At 44.1% G+C, this 21,229-nt stretch carries 19 protein-coding genes and 1 pseudogene; 4 read left to right on the top strand and 16 right to left on the bottom strand.

The features are described from left to right. The 9 genes and pseudogenes from JWG44_RS10115 to asd form a co-directional block, all read right to left on the bottom strand. Positions 1-1,042, bottom strand: a 1,042-nt coding sequence (locus JWG44_RS10115) for a flagellar biosynthesis protein FlhA (protein WP_205274833.1), incomplete at its 3' end; no start/stop codon positions are given. A gap of 9 nt (positions 1,043-1,051) precedes the next feature. Further along, a pseudogene (locus tag JWG44_RS10110) lies at positions 1,052-2,149 on the bottom strand (EscU/YscU/HrcU family type III secretion system export apparatus switch protein); the annotation flags it as partial. Between the two features lie 271 nt (positions 2,150-2,420). Continuing rightward, a complete protein-coding gene (gene fliR, locus JWG44_RS10105) occupies positions 2,421-3,203 on the bottom strand; it encodes a flagellar biosynthetic protein FliR (protein WP_205274832.1) in 783 nt (260 codons plus the stop codon). 6 nt (positions 3,204-3,209) lie between these two features. Further along, entirely contained in the window at positions 3,210-3,473 is a 264-nt protein-coding gene (gene fliQ / locus JWG44_RS10100; protein ID WP_205274831.1) for a flagellar biosynthesis protein FliQ, read from the bottom strand. Further along, complete coding sequence (fliP, locus tag JWG44_RS10095) at positions 3,470-4,264, bottom strand: flagellar type III secretion system pore protein FliP (RefSeq protein WP_205274830.1); 795 nt, start codon at positions 4,262-4,264, stop codon at positions 3,470-3,472. The genes fliQ and fliP overlap by 4 nt, the downstream gene beginning before the upstream one ends. A gap of 38 nt (positions 4,265-4,302) precedes the next feature. Continuing rightward, positions 4,303-5,106, bottom strand: coding sequence for a flagellar biosynthetic protein FliO (gene fliO / locus JWG44_RS10090; RefSeq protein ID WP_205274829.1), 804 nt, complete (start codon positions 5,104-5,106; stop codon positions 4,303-4,305). Further along, positions 5,103-6,167, bottom strand: a complete 1,065-nt coding sequence (gene fliN / locus JWG44_RS10085; protein WP_069607671.1) for a flagellar motor switch protein FliN — start codon at positions 6,165-6,167, stop codon at positions 5,103-5,105. The genes fliO and fliN overlap by 4 nt, the downstream gene beginning before the upstream one ends. 135 nt (positions 6,168-6,302) lie before the next feature. Then, entirely contained in the window at positions 6,303-6,632 is a 330-nt protein-coding gene (locus JWG44_RS10080) for a DUF971 domain-containing protein (protein ID WP_205274828.1), read from the bottom strand. 99 nt (positions 6,633-6,731) lie between these two features. Then, on the bottom strand, positions 6,732-8,963 hold the full coding sequence (gene asd / locus JWG44_RS10075; protein WP_205274827.1) for an archaetidylserine decarboxylase: 2,232 nt from the start codon (positions 8,961-8,963) through the stop codon (positions 6,732-6,734). A 64-nt stretch (positions 8,964-9,027) separates the two neighbouring features. On the opposite strand from asd, the gene JWG44_RS10070 reads away from it, so the two are divergent. Continuing rightward, positions 9,028-9,918 carry an LIC_11366 family protein gene (locus JWG44_RS10070; protein ID WP_205274835.1) on the top strand — a complete coding sequence of 297 codons (891 nt, stop codon included), beginning with the start codon at positions 9,028-9,030 and terminating at the stop codon, positions 9,916-9,918. Between the two features lie 505 nt (positions 9,919-10,423). Here JWG44_RS10070 and JWG44_RS10065 read toward each other — a convergent pair. The 6 genes from JWG44_RS10065 to JWG44_RS10040 form a co-directional block, all read right to left on the bottom strand. After that, on the bottom strand, positions 10,424-12,571 hold the full coding sequence (locus JWG44_RS10065; protein ID WP_205274826.1) for a 7TM diverse intracellular signaling domain-containing protein: 2,148 nt from the start codon (positions 12,569-12,571) through the stop codon (positions 10,424-10,426). Between the two features lie 58 nt (positions 12,572-12,629). Then, complete coding sequence (locus JWG44_RS10060) at positions 12,630-13,826, bottom strand: sterol desaturase family protein (RefSeq protein WP_205274825.1); 1,197 nt, start codon at positions 13,824-13,826, stop codon at positions 12,630-12,632. A gap of 4 nt (positions 13,827-13,830) precedes the next feature. Beyond that, positions 13,831-14,616, bottom strand: a complete 786-nt coding sequence (locus JWG44_RS10055; RefSeq protein WP_205274824.1) for an SDR family NAD(P)-dependent oxidoreductase — start codon at positions 14,614-14,616, stop codon at positions 13,831-13,833. Positions 14,617-14,772: 156 nt separating this feature from the next. After that, positions 14,773-15,567 (bottom strand): hypothetical protein, encoded by a 795-nt coding sequence (locus JWG44_RS10050; RefSeq protein ID WP_205274823.1) that lies wholly within the window; start codon positions 15,565-15,567, stop codon positions 14,773-14,775. Between the two features lies 1 nt (position 15,568). Further along, entirely contained in the window at positions 15,569-16,321 is a 753-nt protein-coding gene (locus JWG44_RS10045) for a hypothetical protein (protein WP_205274822.1), read from the bottom strand. A 1-nt stretch (position 16,322) separates the two neighbouring features. Beyond that, positions 16,323-16,970: a hypothetical protein gene (locus JWG44_RS10040; protein WP_205274821.1), complete on the bottom strand. Its 648-nt coding sequence runs from the start codon at positions 16,968-16,970 to the stop codon at positions 16,323-16,325. Between the two features lie 220 nt (positions 16,971-17,190). Here JWG44_RS10040 and JWG44_RS10035 point away from each other — a divergent pair, with 220 nt between their 5' ends. Both JWG44_RS10035 and JWG44_RS10030 read left to right on the top strand, forming a co-directional pair. Continuing rightward, positions 17,191-17,856 carry a glutathione S-transferase family protein gene (locus JWG44_RS10035; RefSeq protein WP_205274820.1) on the top strand — a complete coding sequence of 222 codons (666 nt, stop codon included), beginning with the start codon at positions 17,191-17,193 and terminating at the stop codon, positions 17,854-17,856. 80 nt (positions 17,857-17,936) lie between these two features. Further along, positions 17,937-18,173 (top strand): hypothetical protein, encoded by a 237-nt coding sequence (locus JWG44_RS10030; protein WP_205274819.1) that lies wholly within the window; start codon positions 17,937-17,939, stop codon positions 18,171-18,173. A 7-nt stretch (positions 18,174-18,180) separates the two neighbouring features. On the opposite strand, the gene JWG44_RS10025 is transcribed toward JWG44_RS10030, so the two are convergent. Continuing rightward, entirely contained in the window at positions 18,181-20,133 is a 1,953-nt protein-coding gene (locus JWG44_RS10025) for a M3 family metallopeptidase (protein WP_205274818.1), read from the bottom strand. Between the two features lie 168 nt (positions 20,134-20,301). On the opposite strand from JWG44_RS10025, the gene lsa23 reads away from it, so the two are divergent. After that, on the top strand, positions 20,302-20,913 hold the full coding sequence (gene lsa23 / locus JWG44_RS10020; RefSeq protein WP_205274834.1) for a surface adhesion protein Lsa23: 612 nt from the start codon (positions 20,302-20,304) through the stop codon (positions 20,911-20,913). Positions 20,914-21,229 lie beyond the last annotated feature (316 nt).

The raw sequence follows: 21,229 nt of genomic DNA, 5'->3' as shown, positions 1-21,229 counted from the left end.
CTTCGTAAAAGTCTTTCGGCTTGCGATCTTGACCGGATTCTTTTTCTTTTTTCTCGATCGACTCAAGCTGTTCTTTGACTGTCTGTTCGAGAGAATATCCCAAGTAGGCGATTCCCGAAGAAAGAATCAAAAGAGGAAAGAAAGGAAGACCCGGAATAAACGCTGAAAATCCCAAACTTCCGGCAACTACATAGAGAACCTTAGAATTACTAAAAAGTTGATTTTTAAATTGAGTCGCGAGATCCGATTCCGAACCGGAACGAGTTACGATGATACCCGTCGCTACCGTCGTGAGGAGCGCAGGAATCTGTGAAACAAGACCGTCGCCGATCGTAAACTTTCCGTAGGTTTCGATCGCTTGTGTGAAGGATTCTCCTCGAATCGAAGCCCCGATGATCACTCCGCCTAACAAGTTGATGGCGGTGATGATCAAACCGGCTCGGACGTCTCCTTGGACGAACTTACTCGCTCCATCCATGGATCCGTAAAAATCGACTTCCGCTTCGATCTTCTTTCTTCTTTTTTTTGCTTCTTCTTCGTTGATATTTCCGGAAGAAAGTTCCATATCAATCGCCATCTGTTTACCGGGCAAGGCGTCCAAAGTAAATCGAGCGGCAACTTCCGAGATCCGAGTCGCGCCTTTTGTGATCACCAAGACCTGAACAAGGACTAAGATGATAAAGATGATAAAACCGACCACATATTTGGAAAGTCCGGATTCGCTTCCGATGATAAACGAACCGAAGGCGTCGATGATACTGCTGTTCATCGCCGGACCTTTGGAAAGAATCTGACGGGTCGTCGATACGTTCAGAGCGAGACGATACAGAGTAGTAATCAAAAGTAAACTCGGAAAGATAGAAAAATCGGCCGGTTCCTTTACGGAAAGCGAAGTCAAAAGGACCAGAAGTCCGATGGCCAAACTCAGAATAATCAAAATATCTAATATAAATCCCGGAAGAGGAATGACCAACATGGCGACGATCGCCACGGCCCCCACCCCCAAGATAACGTCCGATTGATTCCACCATTTCTTTTCCATAGTTTCCTCTTACACAGCTCTCCGGAAAGATTCAAGACGGGAGAGAATGGTTGCGATCGCGCGATAGAATTGTTGTGGAACCTCCGCGCCGAGTTCCACTTCTTCGTAAAGTCCTCTTGCCTGAAGGCGATCCTCGATCGTAGGCACCCCGTTCTCCCTCGCGATGCGGATGATAAGAAGCGCAAAGTCGTCGACACCTTTGGCGATGACGATCGGAGCTTTGTGAATTCCAGGTTTGTATTCCAAAGCGACCGCAAAATGAGTCGGATTGGTGATGACTACGTCCGCATCCGGAACTTTCGCGAGCATCTTGCGTTTGTTCATCATATCTCTTGCGAGTTGCCTTCTTCTCGCCTGGAGGGAACGGTCCCCGTCCGATTCTTTGGCTTCTCTTTTTGCTTCGGAAGGAGTCATCTTTAGGGATTCTTCATATTCGTATCTTTGGTATAAGTAGTCAACGACGCTGATTGCCAGAAGGATGATTCCCACAAAAAGAAAGATCTTAAAGGACGTGCTCATAACAAGCGCGACCGCTTGTTCCAAACCCATTTCTCCCGAAAGAAGAATCGGAAAAAAATCGCGGCTGATGATAATATAGGAAACCCAACCGATAAGCCCGACCTTTGCCAAAGACTTTGCAAGGTTAAAGAGTGTCTGACGTGTCGGGAGGACTTTTTTAAAATTGGGCCGAACCCGGCTGAAGTTAAAACTCAAGGCGCGCGGCGCGAACATAAAGCCGACCTGTGCCACGTTTCCGATAATAGCGCCGACTAACGTGATCCCGAGAAGAGGCCAGAGAAGAGTAAAAAGATCGGTCGATGCATTTTTTAAGAGTTCGGTCACCGATTCGGAACTGATATCGGTGCGTTGTCCGACACCGTGGATGTATTTGCGAAGAATGTAAAACGTCCTCATGAAAAAATATTCTCCCATGAGATAGACAAGGACCACTCCCGCGAGGAGAACGACGGCAGCTGGAAGCTCCGGGGATTTTGGGACGTTTCCTTTTTCGCGCTCTTCCCTCCTTCTTCGTTCGGAACCTGGTTCCGTTCTACCTTCGTCCTCGGCGGCAAAGAGCTGGAGATCGATTCTGAAGTCGGACGCGTTAGGCGAAATCGAAAGAGACTCGTAAAGTAAAAACGGTTTTAAAGTTTTTATGTTTAAAAAATCGAAAACAAAAAGGAGAATCCTTAGGAGCATGTCGGAACTCCTACAAAATTGGCGGAGGAAAATTCTTCTTGAAAGAATGGCGTTTTTGTGATAGAGAAAAATCTCGCGATTCTTCCCGCCAGCCCGCCTCCACCACCCAACGAGGGTGGGGAAATCATGGCTTTACGGAAAAAGTAGGAACTACCACAGATTTCCAAAAACATTCTCCTCATTGTTGTGGCCACTCTTGGAGCATGAGATTCAATTTATCAAATGACAAATCGAACGCCGCTCCCATCTGAGAGACAAGATAGGGAATGATAAAGATCATCACAATCAATCCGATCGTAACTTTGATCGGAAAGGAAAGCTGAAGAATATTCAACTGGGGCGCCGCCTTCCCCATAAGAGCCTCGGAGACGGTCACCAAAAGAATAATTCCCAAAACGGGAAGAGAAAGTTTAAACGCTACCAGAAACATCGCGCCCACGGCGTCTTCGATCGCTTTGTAGATTCCATTTTGAATCTCCGGAGCAAAGTTAAGCACTTGAATCTTTTCAAAAGAATAAGCTAGGCTCTCAAACATGATCCTATACGCGCCTAACGTTAAAAAGAGAACCATCCCGAGAAGATTCTTTAACGTGCTGATCACGGGTAAACTCGTCTGAGTCACCGGATCCAAAATCTCCGCATAACCGAAACCCAGCTGAACGTTAAAAAATTCGCCGGCCATCTGAAAAGAAGCAAAGATCAAGCTGATCAAAAATCCAAGAAGAACGCCGATCAGAGCCTCCCCAATCACCACAAGACCATAACTCCCCATATCTCCGGGAACTGGAGGTAAGAATCCGGCCGTTACGGGAAAAAGAATCACTGAAACCAAAAAGGAAAAAATCATCTTCTGAGGAACGCTGATCGAAGGATAAGAGAAGATCGGCGCAACCGACAAAAGTCCCATCAACCTGGAAAGGATGAGAAGGAAAACTTGAAAATGATTGATAAAGTATTCCATACTATTCTAAAATTTCTCTATCATCATAAACAGGTTTCGGGTATAATCCGTCATCGTCTGGATCATCCAGGAGGAAAAGATTACGATCACGATAAAGATCGCAACGAGTTTTGGAACAAACGCGATCGTCTGTTCCTGAATCGAAGTGGTAGTCTGCAAAATTCCTATGATCAACCCCACGACCAACGCGGTAAGAAGAATCGGAGAAGAAATTTTTAGCGTTATAAAAAGTGCATCCCGAATCAAAGACATCGCTTCCAGTTCCGTCATTTATAACTCCTTACGAGTTCGTAGACGATCAGATTCCAACCGTCCACAAGGACGAAAAGAATCAGTTTAAATGGAAGACTCACCATCACGGGTGGAAGCATCATCAAACCCATAGAAAGAAGAGCGGAAGCGACTACGAGGTCGATCACGATAAACGGAATAAAAATGATGATCCCGATCCAAAATGCTTTTTTGATTTCGCTTAACATAAACGCAGGAATCAAAACGTAGGAAGGAACGTCGTCAAAGGATTCTACCTTTTCCACTTTTCCGATTTTTAAAAAAAGCGCGACGTCCTTTGCTCCGGAAGTTCCGATCTGACGCATCATAAACTCTCGGATCGGAACCATTCCTTTTTCAAAAAAGGCGTTCGTGTCGATCTTCCCTTCGAGATAGGGAGTTAAAGCCCTTTCGTTCACGACGTTCAGAGTCGGAGCCATGATAAAGAAGGTCATAAAAAGAGCGAGGCCCATCATCACCTGGTTAGGCGGAAGGTTCTGAATCGAAAGCGCCCTCCTCACAAAATCCAAAACGATCACAATCTTTGTAAATGAAGTCAAAGACATCACGATCGCGGGGGCGAGAGAAAGAATCGTCACAAGAAAAAGAACCATCAGAGAAAGACTCGTCTCTCTTGGGCTCTTCGCTTCGTTCACGTTGATATTCAGATTGGGAATCGGGATTCTTGTCCCCGAAGACTGGGCTTCCAAAGTGAAAAAAGAACCGGCGGACAATCCTATCACAAACAGGAGTATCCAAGTTACGTTCTTTATAATTTTTTTATGTCTCATTTTCACCTGAAAAATTTCCCTAAAACTTAAGCCTTGGATTACGATCTCAAATCGAAAAGCCCGCTTTCGAGCGAGCTTGTTTTTTCTTTGAGTTCATCGAGTTTTTTGCGTGTCTGCCTTCGTTTTTCATCCCGAGCGGCCTCCGCTTTTTCAGTCCCACCGGGCGGACCTTCCTGATTTCCGGAGATCCTCGAATTTAAGTCCTTGATCTGTTCGAGGACCGTGACCAAAAATCCGCCTTCCGGAGGATCAAAGGTTTCTTTCTTTTGAAGAATTCTATGTCTTACTTCGGGATCGGAAATTTCGGTGATCAGGTTGATCCCGCTGTCCGCCACGCCTAACACGAGAATACGACCCGAAACTTCCACGATCTGAAGTTGTTTGTTCGGCCCGAGCATAAGACTTGAAAGAACGTTCATCTCTCCGCGAACGGGAAGACGACCTTCCCGATTCTTCGCAACGTATTTTAGAATATAATAAAGTCCTACACAAAGAAGAGCTAATATAAAGACGACCCGAAAGAGTGTGCCCGCAATCCCCGGCCCCTCGTCGGTGGTTTTATATCTTTCCGCAACCGGATTTGTTTCGACCGCTTCCGAAGAATTCGAATTCTCTTGAGGTTTTACGACTGTTGACGGATTTTCCGTTTTGGAGGAATCATTCTTTTTGGATTCTTCTTTGGGCGTCGGAGATTGTCCCAATTCTTTTTTGAGAGCCTCGTCCATGAGTTCCCTTTCCGATTGGGCTTCGAGCGTCGAAACGGAAAGAATGGATACGAGAAGAATCAGAAAAACAGAAACGGTCGTCTTTCTGAAATCCCGGAAAGTTTCCAGAGACTTCACTTGCCCTCCGGCTTGATCCGATCGGTAGGGCTTACGATATCCGTTACACGCACCCCGAAGTTTTCGTCGATGACAACGACCTCGCCCTTTGCGATCAATTTTCCGTTTACCAAAAGATCCACCGGCTCACCCGCAAGTTTATCCAACTCGATGATCGAACCTTCTCCCAAGCCCAAGATGTCTTTGATGTACATCTTGGTTCTTCCCAATTCCACCGTGACGCTCATCTGAACGTCCATGAGAAGATTTAAGTTTGGCGTGCTGGAAGCCCCGCTCGCGGTTCCTAAATTCGGAAACGCGACCGACTTGACCGACATGGATCCGGCGGACATTCCCATTCCGCCCATGCCCCCCATTCCCATCCCTCCCATATCTCCTCCGCCGCTTCCGGAACGACGGTAAAGATTTAAAAGATCTGCGGCGGTAGAAAGGGAGAGTAAGAATTGAACTCGAAAAGAAGGAATACTTTCGATCGTAAGATTAAAAAAGACTCTTACGATACTTTCCCCGTCCGGCAAAACCAAAGCCGCAGGAGAAGTTACGTTTCTCGTTTCGGAAGGAGATCCGTTGACCCCGCCTCCGGTTTTTGTGCTGATCTGTGAAATCAAAGCTCCCATCACGGGAGTCAAAGAATCTCGAAGCGTCTGCATCTGCGCCTCGTCGAGGTCTCCGGAATCAAAACCGCCCATCATAGAATTTGCGATCTTGACCGCGTTCTCCGCCGACATTGCAAGAACAACTCTTCCGTTTACGCTTCCGGACAACGTAGAATACAAAAGAAAAGATCCGGATTTGAGTTCGGATTCGATATCTTTGCGCGACTTGGTCTCGGCGTTTGGATTTAAGAATGCGGAAGAGCGGGAAAGAACGGCGCCTAACGTGTTCCCTGCGACTTGAAAACAAGAAGAAAGCAGATCCGATAAAATATCCCGGTCCACGGGGGACATTCCCGGAACATCTTTTTGTGCGGCTGTGGAAGCTACCGCCCCCGGGTCAAACGAATCGCTCGCTCCGGCTAGTAGTGCATCAATTTCTTCCTGTGAAAGGGAACCTTCGCCCATTTTGGGAACTCTCCCGGGAATTTTAGTTAATGGGACATAAGAAAAGGGTTTTTGTCACCTCATTTTTTTCTCCCTCACTGGATTCCACTGGGTTTTCGGGTTAAAACAACCCTTTTTCTAAAAAAAAGCTCTCTTTCAGAGAGTGAGATCGCCTCCGAGTCCATCAGCCAGCATTCTCAGGGAATCAAAGGAGTAAATTCCCGTTTGGTGATTGTCGCTCCAGACGGGATTGATCGCGTAACGGCCTACTTTGTTAACGCTGTAGAGAGAAATCTTTTGAATTCCTCCGGTGGTAGTTCCTACTTTTCCGCCGTGCCCGCCCTTGCAGACGACACAAGGACAACGTTTTCTCAAGTCCAAAAGATCATAAACGGAAGTGACCCCGTCCTTCCAGGTAATCTTCAGAGTCGTATCATCAAAGTCGATGAGATCGGGTGTGGTCGCCTTTAAACTGAGTTGAGTCATTTTGTATGAGTTCCTACATTTTCAAGATCGCACGAATCCGTGTGAGTTCCTAAATTTCCCGGAATCGTAAGAGTTCCCACGGTTTTCCAAAGGTTGCATTCACTTCGGAAGTTTACACTTCTTCTCGATGAATTTTCCGATCGGAGTTCCGTAAGTGATCTTCTCGTTCAGAGGAAGAGAATCAAAGGTGAACGTTTCCTTTTCCATAAGAAGAATCACGGTGGATCCCATCTCGAATCTTCCGAGTTCGGCGCCTTTGTCGATCATGATCGAAACGTCCTTGTATTCCACGGTTCTTGCGCTTCGAATGAGTGTGTTCGTCACGATCTTATTGTCGTAGGTGACTCGGATTCTTCCCACGTTGGAAGCTCCCACTTTGATCACGGCGACCTTTCCGTATTCGGTTTGGAGATAGGTAATCAATCGTTCGTTTTTTGGAAAAAGTCCTCTGATACCGAAAACTGCGAGTTCGTTGACGGGAAAGAGTTTCCCAGGTTCATAATAATATCCTAATATTCTTCCGTAAGCGGGAGAATGGATTCTATGATAGTCCTGAGGAGAAAGATAGAACGTGATGTATTTTCCGTTGGAGAAATCGTCCAGGTATTTGGAAGCCCCTCCTCCTAAGAGTTCTTTGAGATTATAATCCACTCCCTTGGCTTGGATGATGATTCTCTGATTGATGTCTCCGTATCCCGTAATCTTTGCGTCCACGGGTGAAACCATCTCGTTCTCTGCGGATTCTATGATTCTTGCTTCCGCCTTTAAGGCTCTTGTGAAGAATGCGTTGAGAGAATTGTATTCCTGAATTTCCAATTCCGCCTCGTCGAGATTGATCTTATAAGCCCTTGAAAAGGCCTTTAAAATCGGAATCAGGATAAAACGCGGAAGTCTGGAAGAAGCGAGAAGTCCGAACAAAAGAGAAAGTAAATTTTTGGGAACGATCGAAAGAACGAGAAGATAAAAGTCTTTTAATACTTCGTATCTCGCTCCGCTTTCGGTAAGAAAACGTTTTAGCTCGGCCCTTGCGATCTTTTCTAAAAGCACCAGAGAAATGAGAACCGGCACCGCCGTGATAATGGAGAGAGAATATCCCAAACCGAACGCGTCATAGAGAATCCCTTCCCCATTCTTTACATAGAGATAGGCCGCGGAAAGAATCGTAACTAAGAAGAGAATCCGAAAGAAGTTTGCAAACTTTTCTCCGAGAATGTAGAGCGCGTTTTGTTCTCCCGTATAAAACCACCCCGTGATCGACACGATTCCGAATAGAAGAAAGGAGGTAAAAAAGGCGGCGTTAACCGGGTTGGTATGTCCTTGAAAAAGAGTGTTTAAGAAAAACATCTGCTCTTCCATCTTGAAAGCTCCGTATGAAGAAAGCGCGTAGATCACAAGTGTGGATACGATAAATCCTTCGAAAAAAGTCGCGAGCATACTCACGAGTCCTTGTTTTGCCGGAAAATCCGTTCTTACAACGCCCGAAACTCCCGCGCTCTTTCCGATTCCGGTTTCTGTGGCGACAAAGAAAATTCCCGAAGCCATGCTAAAGGTTCTCGCGAGAACAAAACTTCCTCCCGCGATCGCAGTTACCGGCTGAAACGCCTCCTGAAGAGAGAGCCAGAGAAAATGCTGGAAGTTCATGAGAGAATTCTTAAATAAAAAAAAGTAACCCGCAAAAAAAAGAAGGATCCCGATCGGTGCGAGATAGGCCGAAATTTTTCCGACCCTTCTCACTCCTCCCAAAACGATAAAAACAAGAATTACGGACAACAAAAACGGAACCGTCATTCCCGTGACTTCAAAGGCCTTACTCGCGATATGAGTCACATACAACATCGGGACCGCCCCTCCCATCACAAGAACCGTAAAAAGTCCCGCGATGGAAAAACTCACAGCGAGCCATCTCGCTTTCAGCGCCTTTTCGATAAAATACATAGGACCGGAAAGATATCTTCCCGTCGCAGTCTTGGTCCGAAAACGGATCGCGAGAGTCGAGGAAACAAAACGAAGAGGCATGATGAGGAATGTTGAAATCCAAATCCAGAGAAGAACTCCCGGGCCTCCGATCATAAGCGCAAGCGCGGAACCGATGATCGCTCCCGGAAGAAGCGAAGACGCCGTCCCGGAGAAAAATGCTTGGGAATGAACGAGTCTTCCTCTGGAACCTTTGTAGTCCATATTCCCCGAAAAAATCTTCACGGCGAGGAAAAGAAAACGAACCTGTGGAAACCGAAGACGAAGGGTCAGATAGATTCCGATAAAACTCAAAAAGTAAAAGAAAGGTTTGAGTAAATCCCAATCAAAAAATTGAAAAAAATGAAGTTGAAACATGGTCCCACCCGATATGAAAGAAAATCCGCTTTTTTTGGAAGTCCTTGCTAGAAATCCTGTAATTATGAGGGCTACCAGCAAAATTTTCGGGATCTCATTCCGCGTTCTACTTTTTTTCCCTTTCTGTCTTGCCCTCTGGTTTTCCCAGTCTTCTCTGGAGGCTCAGAATTCTTATCCAAAAACAAAAGAATATTCAAACAAACCGCAGATCGAGTTGGAGAGTGAAGAGAAACTCTATTGGGAACTCGGAATCAGAGCCGGGTTCGGATACAAGGGAGAAGACAGACTCAATTCTTACCTGAGAGGTTTTACGGATACGTACGATCCGAGAGTTCTCTCCAAAACGAAATTGGATCCTCCAAAATACGTCGCTCAAGGGGAGATTTTTCTCCGAAGAACGATCGGGAGCGAAAGTAAGGTCGGCTTTATCGGAGGTTATCGGGAATGGCAAAGATTCGGTTTGAAACAAGTTTCTTCCGAACCTTTTTACACGGACCTGAGTTTTAAACTCTCTAACCCTTACTTTCTTTTGATGTATTGGCAGGAATGGAATTATAAACGTTGGACCTTTGAAGGCGGTCTCGGAGTGGGAATGTCTCAGGTCTATTGGGATTCGACGGGCTTTGGAACCTCGGGAAAAGAATACTTTCAACAAGAAGGTTCCCTTACGGGAACCGGAATCGAGTTTCGAGCGGAAGGAGCGGTGAGTAGAAAGGTTACCGATTCAACGAGTCTTCAACTGGGACTCGCGCTTTCCTGGATCAATATTCCCTCTCTTTCCGGGAACTTCAACGGAGAGACCGCAAGTTTTTATCTGAGAGAAGACGGTCGAGTCACCCCTCTGACGGAGGCCACCAATCAAACGGCAATCATCGCCACCAATCAATTTTCGAGAAAGCTCGAGTTCCAGGCCCTGACTACTACCTTGTTCTTTGGAGTCGCTCAGAAGTTTTAATTTTTTGTGAGAGTTCCCACAGTTGAAGAATCGTCCGTGGAAGTTTTAGTTTTTTGTGAGAGTTCCCACGTTTTAAGAATCGTCCGCGGAAGTTTTAGTTTTTTGTGAGAGTTCCCACGTTTTAAAAATCGTCCGCGGAAGTTTTAGTTTTTTTGTGAGAGTTCCCACAGTTGAAGAATCGTCCGTGGAAGTTTTAGCCTTTTTGTGAGAGTTCCCACAGTTGAAGAATCGTCCGTAGAAGTTTTAGTTTTTTGTGAGAGTTCCCACGTTTTAAGAATCGTCCGTGGAAGTTTTAGCTTTTTTGTGAGAGTTCCCACAGTTGAAAAATCGTCCGTGGAAGTTTTAGTTTTTTTGTGAGAGTTCCCACGTTTTAAGAATCGTTCGTGGAAGTTTTAGCCTTTTTGTGAGAGTTCCCACAGTTGAAGAATCGTTCGTGGAAGTTTTAGCCTTTTTGTGAGAGTTCCCACAGTTGAACAATTCTCCGACAAAACTTCCCGCAAAAAACTCAAACGTCAAAAGAAGTTTTTTCCCTTTTATAACGAAGCGGTTTTTTGAGATACTTGATCAAAAGAACCTTGTTTCCCTTTTCGTTAAACCGAACGATATCAAAAACCCTCCGGGTCATCACGATCCCTCGCCCGTGAGTCAGACTCGTCTCGTTCAGCTTCTCGATATCCAAGTTTAGAATTTTTTTAGAATCGAAACCCTCTCCTTCGTCGGAGATCAAAAAGCCGATCCTTCTTGCGTTTAAAGAATAAGAGACTTTTACCGTTCGATAGTTATAAAACGGTTCCTTTTGACGTTTCTGAATAAATTCCAGATAACGACCTTCCGCTAGCGCTTCGGTTTTTTCGTCAAAGCTGATCGCAAGATTCCCGTGTTCAATCGAATTGATGATGATTTCCCGGATACAGGTACGAATCGCAATGATGATCTCGGTTCCGACGAATGAGGAAAGATTCACCGTTAAAAGACGGCTTAAAAGATCAGCGTTTCTCAGATAATTATTTAACGTAAAATGCATGGATTCGCTGACGATAAACTTGGAAAGAATATCCTCGTTTAGCTCATAAGCTTTTCCTAATATTCCTTTTTTTTCACCTAAATCCAAAAGCTGAAGACGGACGCGGATTTGTCTCGGTTCTAAAACGTATTTCTGCCGAAACTCAACCGTGAACTCTGAACTTTTTCCGCGGCGTAAAAGTTCGTCGATCTTTTCCTGAGCGAGAATTTTAGGAAAAGAAGTTTCCACACCGCTCTGAACATAAATCAAATCCAGAAAATTCCAACCGATCACTTCTTCAGGATCAAAACCTAAAAGACGGCCCAGGGATTTATTCGCGCTTCGGATTCTTCCATCCGTGTCCATCGTAAACAAAAACTCTTCCGATTCCTCAAAAAGATTTCTAAATCTTTTTTCGGAATGTTCAGCAACGAGTTTTGTGGATTCGAGTTCGTCAATTTTAGAAGAAAGAACCCGAGACAAGACCTTAACACGATCCGCAAGCCCCAACCCCATTAAAACTACATGGAGAATCGAAACCAATTCTACGATCCAAAAACGAAAACCCCAATTTGGAATCCAACCGCTTTGTAGAAACAAAAAAAGAATCGCGCCTCCGCCCAAAACCGCCCATGCAAAAAGAAAATAAAAGGCGCTGCCTTGATTCCAAAAAATGCTCCGAACGCCGTTTATAAAAAGAAGAATTACGCAAATACAAGATAAAAACAAACCGAAAAAAATGCTGAATTTCGGAGGAATCCACAGAGAAATCGTTGCAAGGACCAAAAAGAGAATCTGAGAGGATTTAAAAAAACGATACGAATTTTTGGCGCGGTTTTTTAAATCCAAATATATATTTACAAACAAACACATCAAAGAAAGACAAATCAAAAAGAAGAATGGAACACTCGGACCGGTCCAAACCACCGCGTTCGGCCAAAGGACTTGAAATCCGAAACCTTCCAAAACAAACTGAAAAAAAGAAAAACCTAAAATATAAATCGAAAAGAAAAAATAATTCTTCTCCTTGGTATAAACAAAAAGAAGAAGATTATAAAAAACAAGAATCAACATTGAACCGAAAAAAAGACCGAATAAAAGCTGTTCATAAATTACTTTATTATAATATCCCAAAGCGCTATAGTATCGAAACGCGATTTGAATCCGAGAAGTAGATTGAATTTTTAAAAAGATATCTTTTTTAGAATTCGGAAGTCCGACGGAAGGAAACGCAGGAGTTCTATTTTGAACGGGTCTCACCGCGAAAGGAATCGAATCTCCGGCGCGGTAAAACGGAGTTTCTCCTTTTTTTTCGTCGTAGTATTCGATAAGATCGACGTTGGGAAACTGATATTCCACAATCCATCGAATCGGAATTTTGGAAGAATTCTCCACTCGAACTCGAACCCAAATCGAAGCCTTTGAATATCCCAAAAAACCCGAATTGGAAACCGAAAACTTTCCTTTTTCTGCCAGACTTCGAATCTGTGAAAAACTCAAAACGCCGTTTTCATCCGCAAAAAATTCGAGAGATTCTTCCTTACCGACCGACGAGTCCTCGAGCTGAACTAGGTCGATCCCAAACAAGGGAAAGGAGACCAGGCTCAAAAAAAGAACGGTTGCAAAGAATTGAATTTTTCGCTGAAACATATTCCGACCTTTGCTCCCAGGTCATCCTTTCAGAATGGATTCTACTTTCAATCCCGGTTCAAAGGAAAAAAAGAATCCAGGAAAGAATCATCAAACCTGCGGCGAGGATTCCAAAAGACGTTTTCTTGAACACGGTTCCGTCCAAAACCCGAGAAGTATGATGAAAGCCGTAGATCAAATAAACGATAACGGGAAAAAGTTTCCAAAGCGCAACATTTCCCGATTTAAAAAAGCGCAAAGCCAAAAGGGAAAAAATCGTCCAAACAAAAAATTCAACCACACCTGCGATCGTCCTTCCTTTGGAAACGAGCGGATCATATTTCGTATAACGTTTCCGATCGACTTCCGCGGCAACCATGGAAGGGCCAAGACTCGCGGGACGCCAACCCGGGGGTTTTAGAAGAATAAGAATTCGATCCTTCCAACTTTTTGTTTTTCCTATCAATTCTCCCATCTCTTCGTAAACGTGAAGATTTGTATAAATCGGATCAAAGGTAGTCACAGGTTTTGTAAGTCCGTAAACCGGCTCCTCTTCCTCTCTTGCAAAGGAGCCGAAAATTCTATCCCAAAAAATCAAAATTCCGCCGTGATTTTTATCGATATATTTCGGATCCCTTCCGTGGTGCACCCTGTGATGCGCCGGAGTCACAAGAATTTCCTCTAAAAATCCGAGCTTCCCGATCAAACGAGTATGAACCCAGAACTGATAGATTTTTAGAATTCCGTGAACCAGAAGAAACGCCTGCCACGGAACTCCGCAAAATGCAATCGATAGATTGAATATGTATTCGAAAATTCTCTGAAAACTGGATTGTCTCAGCGCCACGGAAAGGTTAAATTCCTCGCTCGAATGATGAGTAACGTGACAAGCCCAAAGAAAGTTGATCTCGTGTGTCGCCCGGTGAAACCAATAATAGACAAAATCGACCGCGATAAAAACAAAAACCCAGCCCCCGAGATTCGCTAAATACAACCGAAAATTTCCGTTTTCAAAACCGAACGGATTTCCAAGAGGAATTTCCGGAATTCCGAACAATGCTTGCAAAGAAAAGAATATTCTAAACTTCTCATACATCCAAAGGGAAACGATCGTGACCAGAATTCCGGTTAGAGAAAACAGAATTCCCGTGCTCAGATCCGCAACGGTATCGTTCCAACGATAGACTTTTTTACCGGAGAAATACGAATAGAAGACCTCGATTCCGATCAGAACGAGAAAAAAAGGAACCGCTAAATCGATGATGGATCCTTGCATTTTTTTATCCGTTTTGATTTAAGGTCTTTGCGATCTTACGAATGATAAATCGAGGAGTGATTCTAACGCTTTGCGCCAAAATTTTATTTAAAAATCCCGCGACTACGACAGGCTTTCCTTTTTTGAGAGCGTTGTAACCGATTTCCGCCACGTCCTTCGCGCTCATGATCGGAGCCATCGGGTTATTGAGTAATCTCGACTTTGTGATTTCCGCTCTTTCAAAAAATTCGGTTTTAGTCGGTCCCGGACAAAGAGTTGTAACCGTAACTCCGTCCTTACGAACGTCCTCGTAGATTCCTTCCGAAAGAGAAAGTACGTAGGCCTTGGTCGCATAATAATTCGCCATGTTCGGACCCGGTTGAAAGGCGGCGGTCGACGCCACGTTGAGAATTTTTCCGGTCTTTCTTTCCACCATTCCTTTGAGAAAAAGATGTGTGAGTTCCGCGAGAGCCGTAACGTTAACCTGTATCATCGCGAGTTCTTTTTTAAGATCCATACGATCGAATCTTCCGCTCGTTCCGAAACCCGCGTTGTTCACCAAAACTTCCACAGTGGCTTTCGATTTTTTTGCAAAATCAAAAATTTTCTTCGGAGATTTCGGATCAGCGAGATCCAGGGAAAGAGTTTCTACTTTTACTTTATACTCGCCTTCGATTTCTTTTTTTACGGCTCTTAATGTTTTTTCGTTTCTTGCCACAAGAATCAGATTGTATCCGTCCGCCGCGATCAGTTTGCTCAATTCATAACCGATTCCTACGGTCCCGCCGGTGATAACTGCAGTTTTTGCCATTTTTAAGAATTCCTTTTGAAGGTCGAAATTAGACCAAGGAAAAAAGAGAGAAAGACTTTTTTGAACGATTCTACGGAAGAGAGAAAAAGAAAAACCTCCCGTGAGAAAAACTCGCAGGAGGTTTCACAATACATCCTTTAAAAACGGATTTGTTTTTTAGGATTCCGGAGGAAAAATTCCCCGAACCAAAATTAAAATTCCTTCGTCGAACTTCGGTTTTGTGGCGTCGATATTATTCCAAGGAATGTAGATATTGGAAATTTTTTCACTTTCCCCGGTTTCAACTTCGATCAACTGAAGACGAATCCCTACGATCGCGCCGCCTTCCAGAGTGCTGGTACTCTTGGTTTGAGTCTGAGTACCGCCACCGCCGCTATTGTTATCGTTGTTTTGTTGTACCGAGACCGACATGGAAAAGATTTCGTTTCCGGGACTGCTATAGGCGTACGGAACCAAAACATACTGTATGTTTTTCTTTTTTAACTCGTCTCTCAGAGCCGTGCTGATGGGAACAAACGGGTTTTTAAAAGTTTTTTTCAACTCGGGAGCTAAACGTTTTTCGTCTTTCTCTTCCAAAAACTGAACGGAAGGATTTGCCGTAGAAAGAGCGTTTTTCAAAGAAGAATACAAGGCTCCGTCTAAAAACATCTTAAAACTTCTTCTCGCCGGACCGTCCTGGAATTGTTTTCGCGGGTCCACCATCACTTCCACGATTCCACCTTTCTTTTGTTTGGTGAGAGCGTTTTTTCTTTGGTTTTCCAAAAACGGAGTAAAGTAAACTTCTTCGGAAAGGTGATCGCTAAAACCCGGTACGATCATAAGAATTTTGGATCCTTTGATGTCCTTTCCTTCCGCCATATAACTTGCCTTATAATGAGCAAAGGAAATGCAGTTTACCGCGATCAGAGCAAAACAACCTAAAACTACGCTTACTATATAATTTTTTTTCATCTTAATTCTCCAAAACTTGAGCAAGCATCGCGTCGATCTGCTCGTTTGAATCTTCCACACCACCGGCTCCCAAAACGGTCCGGATCGTACGAACGTTTTTACCGGTTTTTAAATCCACGACAAAATAAGTCATCGTATAATTCTCAAGAACGGTCTTTCCGATATAAAAAGGAATGATCACGAAAAAAACATCCGTGGTGGACACAAGAGGTCTATAGTCCAGAAGAACCGGAAGAATCGCGTAGTCTTGTTTGAGTTTGAGACTTTTGAAATCTCCTTCCAAACCTTTTAGATCGGTAACGTGAAAATCATCGTCGGCTTCGATTGTCTGAGCCGCATTGGCTGCAGGCGCGCCTTTCGAATCACTCATAGACTTTACCAATTGGGCTTGTAGAAGTTCTTTTCCGGAAGTCAAAACGACTCGATCCGCTTTTTCCTTTTCCCAAACGGATGTGTAAATTTTAGAAAGGGATTTCGTAAACGAAACATCGGAAAGGGACTTTTTTATATCCGCAGGAGTAACCTGCACATAACTCGATCTTGTCGATTTAAAAAGATCCAGACGGGCGTCGATCTCGTTTCCAACCGCAGCCGTAGGATAAACGTTTAGAGTGGGAAGAATCGCCCATTTTTTTGATTTTAATTCGTTCATTTTAGGAGAAGGAGCGGAGGCATAAACTCTCGCACGATACGGAAAATGAATACAAGCAGTGTTGAGGATCGCAAGAAAACTTAAAATCAGAATCGGTCGCATATTAATTTGCCTCCTTGGCGCTCAAAAGTCCGTCCACAAGAATCGAAGCTAAATTTTTTCCTCTTCCGGGTCCGCCGATCGGAGCCTCCTCTGACGAAACGAATTCTTGAAAAAGTAGTTCGGAAGATTTTAATTGAATCAAGGTTGCGACGTGAAAAAGTCCTCTGCCGATCCCGGTTCTGGAAGAATAATAAAAGGCGCCGGAAAACATAAAAAGGGAATCGTTCAAAGGAAATGCGTCTTCGTCGGAATAGACGACAACCACGTTTTCAGTACCGAGAGCTTGGCCTAACTTGGAAAGAAGGACCGGATTAGCTTTCAGTGATACGGGATCATGCAGATTTATTTTTTGAAGTTCGGAATCCAGTTTTGCGTCTAGAATTCTTTTACGGCTTTCACGAAAGGGAATAATTTCTAAACCTTTCGCGTCCTTGAGTTCGTCTTCAAACTTACTCAAAAACACCTTTTCATCGACAAAGCCGAATCGTTTTGCAATATGATTTTCGTGGATCAGAGCTACTTTTCCATCGAGCTTTACGACTGGCTGCGGTTTGTACTGTTTTCCGATCCTAAAACGATGGCAATTCGGTAAGAATGTCATTGCAACGAGGATTAGAATCAGAATTTGGCATGCGGTTTTTAATTTCATACAATCCTTCAATTCAATTTTTTTCTAAGTAGGACATGATTTTCGAATTTGAATACTTTTTTTTTAGAAAAATCACTGTAATTCGAAACCTCAGATAAAAAAAGAAGGTCTGAAGCCCTTCAATTCGTATAACCGTTGTATGCGATTCCCATCGGATCACAGACAGACTTCGATAAAAAACACTTTTCCTCTCGATGAGGAAAGATTACGTTCCTCTCTTATGATCAAACTTCACGGCGCCAGCATCAGCAATTATGTAAACAAGGTAAAACTGGGAATTTTGGAAAAGGGATTGGAATACGAACAGATCCGAGTCGCCCCGTCACAGGAAGAAACCTTTTTAAGGATCAGCCCGATGGGAAAAATTCCCGTCTTAGAAGTGGACGGAAAGTTCATTTTCGAATCCGGGGCCATTTTAGAATTTTTAGATACGGTCTATCCGCAAGAACCAAAACTCTTACCGAACGATCCTTGGGAAGCAGCGCGTGTGAGAGAGATCACGACTATCATAGAAACATATTTGGATATCCCCGCAAGAAGGGTCTATATCTCCTCATCGAGAGGAAAAGAAGTCGGGCAAACACTCATAGACGAAGTTCATTCGACACTGACAAAAGGAGTTAAGGCGCTTCAGAGAGTCGTCAATTTTTCTCCTTATATCGCCGGAGAAACATTTACGATGGCGGATTGTTCCGCGTTCGCCAACCTAACGGTGATCGACGAAGAACTCAGAAAATTTTATCCAAACAATCATCCCTTGGATTCCCTCCAAGGTTGGAAAGAATACGTCGAGTTTATGAAAACAAAGGAAGGTCCGGCGATCGTGGAGAAGGAAAAAGAAAGGCTTCGAAAGATCATCGCAAGGGCAAAAGTCAAAGTGGAATAAGAACCAAAGGAAATTCTTATTTTCTTCTTCTAAAATTGATTTGACTCCCTTGTTGCGGGAATTAGCCTGCTCTGGTCTTTATGGAACCCGAAAAAGTAATTTCTATCCCGATCCGGGAACTTCCACATCTCAAAGTTCTCTTGGCCGGCTGGTATAATTTTCTAAAAGAAAGTTACGATCAAAAACAGATCAACCAGAACGAGTTCAAAGACGCTCTCCGAAGCAACGTAGTCTACAATATCGATCAGGATCAGGTGGAAGTTCTCTTAGCGGGAAAAGAATCCTTGTTGCTCAACTTTCGAAAGAGTCTTTCCTAATTCTTCTTTAAGCCGCCTTGAGACCGTAGAGTTTGAGAAGGGAACTTACCTTGGGTTCTCTTCCTAAAAATCTTTTAAAAAGAATCATCGCGTTTTCGCTTCCCCCCTTCTCCAAAATTTCTTTAAAGTAAGCGCCGCTCAACTCCGGATCAAAAACTCCCTTATCGACAAACGCGAAAAAGGCGTCCGCGCTCATAACCTCCGCCCATTTGTAACTGTAGTAACCCGCCGCGTAACCCCCTGAAAAGATATGGGAGAATCCGTTTTGAAAACGATTGTAAGAAGGAGGAATCACAACGCTCACTTCTTTTCTTACTTCTTGAAGAATCCGGTGAACATCCTCTTCGGAATGACTCTTTTGATGGATGAGAATGTCGAAAAGGGAGAATTCGAGTTGTCTCACGATTCCCATCGCCGAAAGAAAGTTTTTTGTTTCTTTCAACTTCGCGATCATAGAATCCGGGATCGTTTCCCCGGTAATATGATGTTTTCCGAATATCTTTAGAACTCCGGACTCGGTCGCAAAATTTTCCAGAAACTGGGAAGGAAATTCCACGGCGTCCCATTCCACTCCGTTGATCCCGCTGACCGGAGGTTCTTCGATCTTCGTACAGAGATGGTGTAAGGCATGGCCTATCTCGTGAAAAAAAGTGACCACGTCGTTGTGTTTCAAAAGCGAAGGAGAATCGGGTGTGGAAACCGGAAAATTGCAGACCACAAAGGCGGTCGGAAGAATTTCTTCTCCGGAGATACGATTTCTGGAATACCAGTTGTGCATCCAGGCTCCGCCTTGTTTGTCCTTTCTAGCCTCGAGATCCAGGTACAAACGGGAAAGAAGAATTCCGTTTGTATAGAGGTCGAAAACCTGCACCTTTTCTTCCCAGATTTTTGCCGATGTCTTTTTAAATTCAAGACCCAAGAGTTGTTGCAGGAATTGGAATGTTCCCGAAACCACTTTTTCCTTTTCGAAAAAAGGACGGGTTTGTTCCTCGTCGAAGTCGAATCTTGATTTCATGAGTTTTTCACTCGCATAAGCGGTGTCATACGCTTCGAGAGAAGAAATTCCCAATGTTTTGGCGAACTCGGCGAGATCGGAAAATTCTTTTTGTGCGATCGGTTTGGCTTCTGCTGCGAGGTCTTTCAAAAACTTGAGAACGGTTTCTCCGGAATCGGCAACTTTCGTCGCGAGGGAAAGTTCCACGAAGTTCGGATAGCCTATAAGTTTTGCGAGTTCGTCCCGGAGCGCGAGAATCGATTCGATGAGTTTCCCATTCTGCGGAGCTCTGGTAGTATAAGCCTTATATAATGTTTCTCGAATGGAACGATTTGGGCCGTGGGTCATATAAGCGATGTAACTCGGCATCTGGAGCGTAAATCTGAATTTCCCGTCTTCAGTTTTGGCCGTATTCAGATCGGATTCCGGAATACCTTCCACGTCCTCTTTTTTATCCAGGATCAGTTCGTAGGAGTTGGTCGCATCCAGAAGATTCTGCGAGAATTGATTGTCGAGATCGCTCAGTTGGATGGAAATTTCTTGGATTCTTTTTTTGGTTTTTTCCGGAAGTCCGATCCCGCTTAACTTGAATTGGATGATCGCGTCCTTTAAGACTTTTTTTTGCGGAACGCTCAAACTGGATTCTTCTTTAATTAGAATTTCCTGATATACCCTGTTGAGATCCTCGTTTTGTCCTAGATCGGAATAAAAAGCGGTGATTTCCGGAAGCACTTCCGTATAAAGAGCCTGGATCTCTTTCGAATTTTTGACGCTGTTGAGATGCGAAAGAACCGTGAATTCGATCTGCATTCCCTGGACGAGATCGTTCAAAGGACGGATGACGGAATCATAGGTTCTTTCTTTTTTTTCGAGAAGTTTCGGAAGTTCCTCTCGGATCGTTTTGATTTTTTGAAGGATGACGTTTTTTGTAAGTTCGGGTTGATCTGCTTTGAATTCGGGTAACATCTCCACCAATCTCCTCCGGCCTTTGGATACTTCATCCATTTTTTCAAAGAATGAATCTTCCATTCTGCAGAAGAAATATCGGAAAATTCTTCGGCCGCTCCCAAAAGCGATTCAAAACCGGGAGTTTACGATTTGACCAAAACGAAGCCCGGACTAAAACACGAATCTATGTCCTTTCACAAAATTCTTATCTTCGCCTTCTCGCTTTTCTGGATTTCCAGTTGTAGCATTGGAAAAAACGAACTTCCCAACTTCGCGGGGAAACCCGAATGCCGATCCGAGGAACTCCCGATCTTCGTCCAACCCGAGAACGATATCGCCGATGGAAATCCTCTGGAAGTAGTTTATTGTTCTGCGAGAGAAACCCAATCCGGAAAAAGAATCGAACTGAGTCTTGTGTTTCGAGACGAAAGACATCCTTCCCCTTGGAAAGATTTTATTTATAGAATCTATAGAAAGTTTCGATACGGAAGATCCAAGGACATCGAAAGTCTTCGGATTCAACTTTCTCAATCGGGAGAATGGAACGCGATCCATCTGAAAAATGTCTACGGCGGCGATCAGGTTTTCAATTCCGATCCCGTTGAACATTTTGATTCTATTCTCAAACCCGGACCGGTGACCTTGGAAGGAAAACGACCGATTCTTTTTGTGAACACTTGGAATCACATGTTTTCGGAAAAGGATTCCAATCCTTCTCTCTCGAAAAAGAAAGTGGCCGACTACGAAATTCGTTTCGGGACCAGAGAGGCTCTCGACGGATTTTACGGCGGAAAATGATTTTTAAACGCGGGATTGCGGGAGATCCTACGATCCATTTTTCACCTTTTCAAAAGGGGCTTTTGTTTTAATGAACGGTCTCTCGGATTTCTCCTATAACCTTAACTAAAGGCGGATTGAATCTTTCAAAGAATTTGTCGTAACAACGACAATCCTCCGTGAAAGCCGCGCGCCCCACCCGATTTTCGGGTGGAGGGGCGGGAGGCGGAAGACTCCCGGAGATTTTCCTATATCACAGAATTAAAACTTTGCAAGGAATATTCTCTCTCAGAGCTTTTGTAGGAACTCCTACAAAAAAATCTTACGGGGATCCTTC

This window comes from Leptospira ainazelensis (assembly GCF_016918785.1).
In the GTDB taxonomy this organism is placed as follows: Bacteria; Spirochaetota; Leptospiria; order Leptospirales; family Leptospiraceae; genus Leptospira; species Leptospira ainazelensis.
The sequence above is the reverse complement of the archived record's forward strand: the minus strand, read 5'-3'. Positions and strand labels throughout refer to the sequence as shown.

Excerpts from the sequence above, each read along its gene's own strand:
- fliR (WP_205274832.1), bottom strand. The coding sequence starts at position 3,203 with ATGGAATACTTTATCAATCATTTTCAAGTTTTCCTTCTCATCCTTTCC.
- fliQ (WP_205274831.1), bottom strand. The coding sequence starts at position 3,473 with ATGACGGAACTGGAAGCGATGTCTTTGATTCGGGATGCACTTTTTATA.
- fliP (WP_205274830.1), bottom strand. The coding sequence starts at position 4,264 with ATGAGACATAAAAAAATTATAAAGAACGTAACTTGGATACTCCTGTTT.
- fliN (WP_069607671.1), bottom strand. The coding sequence starts at position 6,167 with ATGGGCGAAGGTTCCCTTTCACAGGAAGAAATTGATGCACTACTAGCC.
- JWG44_RS10080 (WP_205274828.1), bottom strand. The coding sequence starts at position 6,632 with ATGACTCAACTCAGTTTAAAGGCGACCACACCCGATCTCATCGACTTT.
- asd (WP_205274827.1), bottom strand. The coding sequence starts at position 8,963 with ATGTTTCAACTTCATTTTTTTCAATTTTTTGATTGGGATTTACTCAAA.
- JWG44_RS10070 (WP_205274835.1), top strand. The coding sequence starts at position 9,028 with ATGAGGGCTACCAGCAAAATTTTCGGGATCTCATTCCGCGTTCTACTT.
- JWG44_RS10065 (WP_205274826.1), bottom strand. The coding sequence starts at position 12,571 with ATGTTTCAGCGAAAAATTCAATTCTTTGCAACCGTTCTTTTTTTGAGC.
- JWG44_RS10060 (WP_205274825.1), bottom strand. The coding sequence starts at position 13,826 with ATGCAAGGATCCATCATCGATTTAGCGGTTCCTTTTTTTCTCGTTCTG.
- JWG44_RS10055 (WP_205274824.1), bottom strand. The coding sequence starts at position 14,616 with ATGGCAAAAACTGCAGTTATCACCGGCGGGACCGTAGGAATCGGTTAT.
- JWG44_RS10050 (WP_205274823.1), bottom strand. The coding sequence starts at position 15,567 with ATGAAAAAAAATTATATAGTAAGCGTAGTTTTAGGTTGTTTTGCTCTG.
- JWG44_RS10045 (WP_205274822.1), bottom strand. The coding sequence starts at position 16,321 with ATGCGACCGATTCTGATTTTAAGTTTTCTTGCGATCCTCAACACTGCT.
- JWG44_RS10040 (WP_205274821.1), bottom strand. The coding sequence starts at position 16,970 with ATGAAATTAAAAACCGCATGCCAAATTCTGATTCTAATCCTCGTTGCA.
- JWG44_RS10035 (WP_205274820.1), top strand. The coding sequence starts at position 17,191 with ATGATCAAACTTCACGGCGCCAGCATCAGCAATTATGTAAACAAGGTA.
- JWG44_RS10030 (WP_205274819.1), top strand. The coding sequence starts at position 17,937 with ATGGAACCCGAAAAAGTAATTTCTATCCCGATCCGGGAACTTCCACAT.
- JWG44_RS10025 (WP_205274818.1), bottom strand. The coding sequence starts at position 20,133 with ATGTTACCCGAATTCAAAGCAGATCAACCCGAACTTACAAAAAACGTC.
- lsa23 (WP_205274834.1), top strand. The coding sequence starts at position 20,302 with ATGTCCTTTCACAAAATTCTTATCTTCGCCTTCTCGCTTTTCTGGATT.